This is a genomic window from Comamonas granuli NBRC 101663 (assembly GCF_000739995.1).
GTDB lineage: Bacteria > Pseudomonadota > Gammaproteobacteria > Burkholderiales > Burkholderiaceae_C > Simplicispira > Simplicispira granuli.
On the sequence record NZ_BBJX01000012.1, the window covers coordinates 83,986 to 91,033 of the forward strand.

Consider the following 7,048-nt stretch of genomic DNA (forward strand, 5'->3'; position numbering starts at 1 on the left):
TTTCTTCCTGCTGATTTGAGCGACTCTTTGACTTCCAATCGGCAGTCCGTGCCGGTGCTTTTGGTCGGGGTGGATTTCGGTTTGCCGCATTTCGATGCGGAACTGGAAGAGTTGAGCTTGCTTGCTCAAACGGCGGGCATGGATCCCGTGGCGCGTCTGACCTGCAAGCGGAAGGCGCCGGATGCGGCGTTGTTTGTCGGGAGCGGCAAGGCAGAAGAGATTCGTCTGCTGGCGCAAATGCATGGCGCCCAGGAGATTCTGTTCGATCAGTCCCTGAGTCCAGCGCAGCAACGCAATCTGGAGCGGCATCTATCTCTGCCGGTCAATGATCGCACTCTGTTGATCCTGGAGATCTTTGCCCAGCGTGCCCGCAGCCATGAAGGTAAATTGCAGGTCGAGCTTGCGCGACTGCAGTACCTGAGCACTCGCCTCGTAAGGCGTTGGTCGCACCTAGAGCGGCAGGCCGGAGGAACAGGCCTGCGTGGTGGGCCGGGTGAAAAGCAGATCGAACTTGATCGGCGCATGATCGACGAGGCCATCAAGCGCACCAAGGAGCGGCTGCTCAGAGTCAAGCGCCAGCGCGCGACCCAGCGGCGTCAACGCGAGCGGGGAGCGGTCTACAGCATTTCGCTGGTGGGTTACACCAACGCCGGCAAGTCGACATTGTTCAATGCGCTGGTCAAGGCGCGTGCCTATGCCGCGGATCAACTGTTTGCGACTTTGGACACCACGACACGCCAGCTATATCTGGCGGCCGCAGGCTGTTCAGTCTCCCTGTCCGATACCGTTGGGTTCATCCGCGATCTGCCGCATGGCCTCATTGAGGCGTTCCAGGCGACCCTCCAGGAGGCTGTGGACGCTGACTTGCTGCTTCATGTGGTGGATGCTGCCAACCCCCATTTCCCAGAGCAGATCGCTCAGGTGCAAAGTGTCCTCAAGGAGATCGGCGCTGATGCCATTCCGCAGATTCTGGTGTTCAACAAACTCGATGCACTTGCGCCGGCCTTGCGTCCGGCGGTGCTTGGGGACACCTACGAGGTGGAGGGCCGGCAGTTGACGCGCTTGTACGTCAGCGCTCGCCGATCCGATGGACTGGATGGCTTGCGCGCGGAATTGGCGCGCCGTGTGCTCCAGGCGCGGGGCGGGGATATGTCCACAGGGTTTATTGCCCCTTTGGAGGGGGATGTCCGTTGATTCGGCACAATCCGCCTGTATTGATTGATTCGAGAACCTGAGACTTGCGCATGAATTCAGAATCGAGTGTCCGTCGCTGGGCTGCCTTGCCTCAACGCCTGCGTGGGATGTTCAACCTCAATGATCCGAGGTGGGGCAGGGGTGAGGATGGTTCGGGTGCTGAAGGGCGTCCCGAGGGATCGCGACCTACGCCAGAATCGCAGGGCGACAAGGGCGGGCGGGATTCCCGACCCGGGGCACAACCCCCTGATCTGGATGAGCTTTGGCGTGATCTCAACCGCAAGCTCTCCGGTTTTTTTGGCAACCGCAACGGCGGTGGCCGTGGCCCCGAGCGCAATGGTGGCAATGGATACCAGCCCGATATGAAGAGTGCTGGCGTCGGTGTGGGATTGATTGCCGCGATTGCACTGCTGATCTGGTTGAGCACGGGCTTTTTCATCGTGCAGGAGGGACAGCAGGCGGTGATCACCCAGTTCGGCAAGTTCAAGGGAACCGTTGGGGCGGGCTTCAATTGGCGCTTGCCCTATCCGATCCAGCGCCATGAACTCGTCTTCGTGACCCAAATCCGTTCGGTGGACGTCGGTCGCGACACCATCATCAAGGCCACCGGTCTGAGGGATTCGGCCATGCTGACCGAGGACGAGAATATCGTCGAAATCAAATTTGCCGTGCAATACCGGCTCAACGATGCGCGCGCCTGGTTGTTCGAGAGCCGCAATCCTGCAGATGCGGTCGTGCACGCCGCCGAAACTGCGGTGCGCGAGGTGGTGGGCAAGATGCGCATGGATTCGGCACTTGCCGAGGAGCGCGACCAGATTGCGCCCCGCGTGCGTGCACTGATGCAGACCATTCTGGACCGTTACAAGGTCGGGGTTGAGATTGTGGGCATCAACCTGCAGCAGGGAGGCGTGCGGCCACCTGAGCAGGTGCAGGCTGCTTTCGACGATGTGCTCAAGGCGGGGCAGGAACGTGAGCGTGCCAAGAATGAAGCCCAGGCCTATGCCAATGATGTGGTGCCCCGTGCCGTGGGTTCTGCGGCACGCCTCAAAGAGGAATCCGAGGCCTACAAGGCGCGTATCGTGGCCCAGGCGCAGGGTGATGCGCAGCGCTTCAGTGCTGTGCTGGCAGAGTACCAGAAGGCTCCGCAGGTCACGCGCGATCGCATGTACCTGGACACCATGCAGCAGATCTACGCCAATGTGACCAAGATTCTGGTTGACTCGCGTCAGGGGGGGAATCTTCTCTACCTGCCGTTGGACAAAATCATGCAAAGCGCATCGCAGCCATCGGTCCTTCCGCAGGAGGCTGCAGCCGTCCCATCGGGCACTGCTGCAGGCGCCGTGCCTGCCGTGACACCTTCATCCACGGACGCCCGATCGCGCGACCTGGGACGTGCGCGTGACAGGGAATCCCGCTAGGAGAGCAATGTGAACAAGCTTGGTTTTTTCGCGACATCCATTCTGGTGCTGCTGGCCTTGCTCAGCTCCATGGTCTTTGTGGTTGACCAGCGCCAGTTCGGTGTGGTTTATGCCTTGGGGCAGATCAAGGAGGTCATCACCGAGCCGGGGTTGAACTTCAAACTACCGCCACCATTCCAGAACGTTTCCTATATCGACAAGCGATTGCTCACGCTCGACAGCTCGGATACCGAGCCAGTCCTGACGGCCGAAAAGCAGCGTGTCGTGATCGATTGGTATGTGCGCTGGCGTATCACGGATCCCTCCGACTACATCCGCAATGTGGGGCTGGATGAAAGTGCAGGGGCCATGCAGCTCAATCGTGTGGTGCGCAATGCTTTCCAGGAAGAGATCAATAAGCGCACCGTCAAGGAGTTGATTTCGCTCAAGCGGGAAGCCTTGATGGCGGATGTCAAGCGAGAGGTGCTGGAGGCGGTCAAGGGTGCGAAGCCTTGGGGCGTGGACGTGGTGGATGTCCGCATCACCCGTGTGGACTACGCGGAGACCATTACCGAATCCGTCTACCGCCGTATGGAGGCGGAACGCAAGCGGGTAGCCAACGAGCTGCGTTCGACGGGCGCCGCTGAGGGCGAAAAAATCCGTGCCGATGCCGATCGCCAGCGTGAAATCACCATCGCCAATGCCTACCGGGATGCCCAGAAGGTCAAGGGGGAAGGCGACGCCGAGGCTGCGAAGATTTACGCTGAGGCCTTTGGCAAGGATCCGCAGTTTGCCCAGTTCTGGCGCAGTCTGGACGCCTACAAGGCCAGCCTGGGCAAGAAGAACGATATCCTGGTTCTGGATCCCGCAGCGTCGGATTTCTTCAAGGCCCTCAGGGGGGCGGGCGCCACGGGGGCGGCTGCCCGCTGATGGTGGCGGAGCCGTGGCACATGTCCATGCCCTGGGGAGATTCCATCTGGCTGGCGCTTGCGCTCTTTTTCGTGATGGAGGGGGTGCTGCCCCTCGCGTTTCCGGCGCATTGGCGGGCCTGGTTCCGGCAAATGATCGAACTGCGCGATGGGCAGATCCGGTTCCTGGGGTTGCTGAGTGTCCTGGCCGGGGCGGCGATCCTACTGATCGCCTGAGCGCCGCCTGTCGCCCTCCCAGGGCGCTGAGCCCTAGCCGGTAGAATCTCTCTTTTCACAGAGCCTCCACCTTCCATGTCTGCTTGGGTCCTGCCGGATCATATTGCCGATGTCTTGCCCTCTGAGGCGAGAAACATCGAAGAACTGCGTCGCAGCTTGCTCGACACTGCGCGCAGCTACGGTTATGAGCTTGTCATGCCCCCTTTGCTGGAGCATCTGGAGTCTTTATTGACCGGTGCTGGCGAGGCGTTGGACCTGCAGACCTTCAAGCTGGTCGATCAGATTTCCGGGCGCATGCTGGGGCTGCGTGCCGATACCACCCAGCAGGTGGCGCGCATCGACGCGCATTTGCTCAATCGCCAGGGTGTCGCGCGCCTGTGCTATTGCGGTCCGGTGCTGCATACCTGGCCAGACCGCCCGCATGCCACGCGCGAGCCTCTTCAGTTTGGCGCAGAGATTTATGGACATGCCGGCTTGGAAGCCGACCTGGAGGCACTGGGCCTGGCTCGTTCATGTCTTGATGTTGCCGGTGTTCGTGATTACACCGTGGACATGGCGGATGTACGCATCGTGCGATCCCTGCTCGCTGGCGTAATGGCCGATCCCGAAACCTTGCGCCGTGTCTACGCAACACTTGCCTCCAAGGATGGCAGTGAACTTGCATCGGTCACGCGCGGCTTTCCTGTTCACGTTCGAGAGGGTTTGCTGGCGCTGATGCAGCTCTATGGTGACAGAAGCGTGCTGGATGAAGCCGCTCGGGTGTTGCAGCACATTCCAGGGATTGCAGCGCACTTGACCAGCTTGCGCTGGCTGGCCGATCGGATCGGAGGGTGCCAGGTGCTCTTCGATCTGTCAGATTTGCGTGGTTATGCCTATTACAGCGGGCCCCGATTCGCCATTTATGCCAATGCTGCCTGCGACGCACTGGTTCGCGGCGGGCGCTACGACGAGGTCGGTTCCGCATTTGGGCGCAATCGTCCTGCGGCAGGCTTCAGCCTGGACGTCAAGCAGCTCGCCATGGCCACGCCGTCACGCCCCTTGCAGCCGGCGATCCGCGCGTACTGGGGGGATGCAGTGGAATGGAGGCAGGCCGTGGCCGATCTCCGGGCGCAAGGGCAGACCGTCGTGTGCGTATTTCCGGGGCACGAGAGCGAAGTGGACGAATTCCAGTGCGATCGTGAGCTGGTGCAGGTCGATGGCCGGTGGCTTGTGCGCCCTATGGGTTGAACGGATTGAAATTGCAAAACGGGTTGAAAATGAACATTTCCAAAGGTCGCAACGTTGTCGTGGTGGGAACCCAATGGGGCGACGAGGGCAAGGGCAAACTGGTTGATTGGCTGACGGAGAGTGCGCAGGGCGTGGTCCGTTTCCAGGGCGGCCACAATGCAGGGCACACCTTGGTGATCAATGGCGTGAAGACGGCCTTGCATCTGATCCCCAGCGGCATCATGCGCCCCGGCGTCAAGTGCTACATCGGCAACGGTGTGGTGCTCTCTGCGGCCAAACTGTTCGAGGAAATCGAAGGGCTGGAACGTGCGGGTGTCGAGGTGCGCTCGCGCCTGCGCGTCAGTGAGGCTTGTCCTCTGATCCTGCCGTTCCATGTGGCGCTGGATCTGGCGCGCGAGGCGGCGCGAGAGAAGGGGGGTACCGAGAAAATCGGTACGACCGGAAGGGGTATCGGGCCAGCCTACGAGGACAAGATCGCGCGCCGCGCCCTGCGCGTGCAGGACCTCAAATCGCCAGAACGCTTTGCCACCAAGCTGCGGGAGCTGCTTGACCTGCACAACCACGTACTGGCGACCTACCTGCACTCCACTCAGTTCGATTTTGGTCCCACACTGCAGCCTTATGTGCAAGAGGGCAGGATTCAGTTCCAACCCGTCTTCGATGAGGCCATGCGGCATGCCCAGCAACTCCTGCCGATGATGGCGGATGTGTCGCGCGAGCTCAACGAGGCACATCTCGGCGGTCAGAACCTGCTGTTCGAGGGTGCGCAGGGAACACTGCTGGATGTGGATCATGGAACCTATCCCTATGTGACCTCCAGCAACTGCGTCGCGGGTAACGCGGCGGCTGGTGCGGGCGTAGGACCGGGTTTGCTGCATTACATCCTGGGGATCACCAAGGCCTATTGCACGCGCGTCGGTGGCGGGCCTTTCCCTACGGAGCTGGATTGGCAAACCCCTGGAACCCCGGGCTACCACATGAGCACGGTGGGTGCAGAGAAGGGCGTGACCACCGGGCGCAGCCGACGCTGCGGCTGGTTTGACGCTGCTTTACTCAAGCGCAGCGCTCAGGTCAATGGATTGAGCGGCTTGTGCATCACCAAGCTGGATGTTCTGGACGGCCTGGAAGAACTGCAGCTTTGCACCGGCTACATGCTCGATGGTGAATACATCGATTTGTTGCCTATGGGAGCCGATGAGATTGCACGGTGCACGCCTGTGTATGAGCGCATGGAAGGTTGGAGCGAGTCCACGGTCGGGGTAACGGAGTATGGTTCCCTGCCTGCCAATGCACGCCTTTATTTGCAACGCATCGAGAAGGTGACCGGAGTGCCTGTGGCCCTCATCTCCACCAGCCCGGATCGCGATCACACCATCGTGATGCAGCATCCGTTTCAGTCGTGAAGAGGCTATCTCCCGCGTTTAAAAAGCGCTGTGTGCTATTAATAAAGGAGTAACCATGTTGACTGAAGACGGCAAGCACCTCTACGTGAGCTACGACGAGTACCACAACCTGATTGAAAAACTGGCGCTGCGGGTGTACCAATCTGGGTGGGAGTTCGACACCATCCTGTGCCTGGCGCGTGGTGGTATGCGCCCGGGGGATATCCTCAGCCGCATCTTTGACAAGCCTTTGGCCATCATGTCCACCAGTTCCTACCGTGCCGAGGCTGGCACAGTGCGCGGGCACTTGGACATCGCGCGGTTCATCACGACCCCCAAAGGTGAGATTGCAGGGCGCGTACTGCTTGTTGATGACCTGGCAGACAGCGGGCACACGCTGCATGCGGTGATTGACATGCTCAAGAACAACTATGCACCGATCACGGAGTTGCGCAGTGCAGTGATCTGGACCAAAGGGGTGTCTTCGTTCACGCCGGACTACACGGTGGAGTTCCTGCCGACCAACCCCTGGATCCACCAGCCCTTCGAGGCTTATGACAATCTGAGTCCGGAAAAATTGCTGGCCAAGTGGCAACTTTGACGATGTGCCCGCAAGCCATGGTATGATCCGTGTCCCTTGCGATGGAAGATGTTTCCGGTTCTCAGGCGAGCTGTCAAAAATTCTTCGACTTCTTGCTTCCCC

General features: G+C 60.3%; 7 protein-coding genes. All 7 read left to right on the plus strand.

The window, feature by feature from the left end; genetic code table 11:
* Positions 1–15: 15 nt before the first annotated feature.
* Positions 16–1,194, plus strand: coding sequence for a GTPase HflX (gene hflX, locus CGR01S_RS12875; RefSeq protein ID WP_042427801.1), 1,179 nt, complete (start codon positions 16–18; stop codon positions 1,192–1,194).
* A 50-nt stretch (positions 1,195–1,244) separates the two neighbouring features.
* The gene (hflK, locus tag CGR01S_RS12880; RefSeq protein ID WP_042427804.1) at positions 1,245–2,612 is read left to right on the plus strand and encodes an FtsH protease activity modulator HflK; all 1,368 of its coding nucleotides are present in this window, start codon (positions 1,245–1,247) and stop codon (positions 2,610–2,612) included.
* A 9-nt stretch (positions 2,613–2,621) separates the two neighbouring features.
* On the plus strand, positions 2,622–3,521 hold the full coding sequence (gene hflC, locus CGR01S_RS12885) for a protease modulator HflC (RefSeq protein ID WP_042427807.1): 900 nt from the start codon (positions 2,622–2,624) through the stop codon (positions 3,519–3,521).
* Positions 3,522–3,541: 20 nt separating this feature from the next.
* Positions 3,542–3,736: a DUF2065 domain-containing protein gene (locus tag CGR01S_RS12890; protein WP_369345553.1), complete on the plus strand. Its 195-nt coding sequence runs from the start codon at positions 3,542–3,544 to the stop codon at positions 3,734–3,736.
* A gap of 75 nt (positions 3,737–3,811) precedes the next feature.
* Positions 3,812–4,963: an ATP phosphoribosyltransferase regulatory subunit gene (locus CGR01S_RS12895; protein WP_042427810.1), complete on the plus strand. Its 1,152-nt coding sequence runs from the start codon at positions 3,812–3,814 to the stop codon at positions 4,961–4,963.
* Positions 4,964–4,992: 29 nt separating this feature from the next.
* Positions 4,993–6,366 carry an adenylosuccinate synthase gene (locus CGR01S_RS12900; protein ID WP_042427812.1) on the plus strand — a complete coding sequence of 458 codons (1,374 nt, stop codon included), beginning with the start codon at positions 4,993–4,995 and terminating at the stop codon, positions 6,364–6,366.
* Positions 6,367–6,421: 55 nt separating this feature from the next.
* Positions 6,422–6,946, plus strand: coding sequence for a phosphoribosyltransferase (locus CGR01S_RS12905; RefSeq protein ID WP_042427814.1), 525 nt, complete (start codon positions 6,422–6,424; stop codon positions 6,944–6,946).
* The last annotated feature ends 102 nt before the right edge of the window (positions 6,947–7,048 follow it).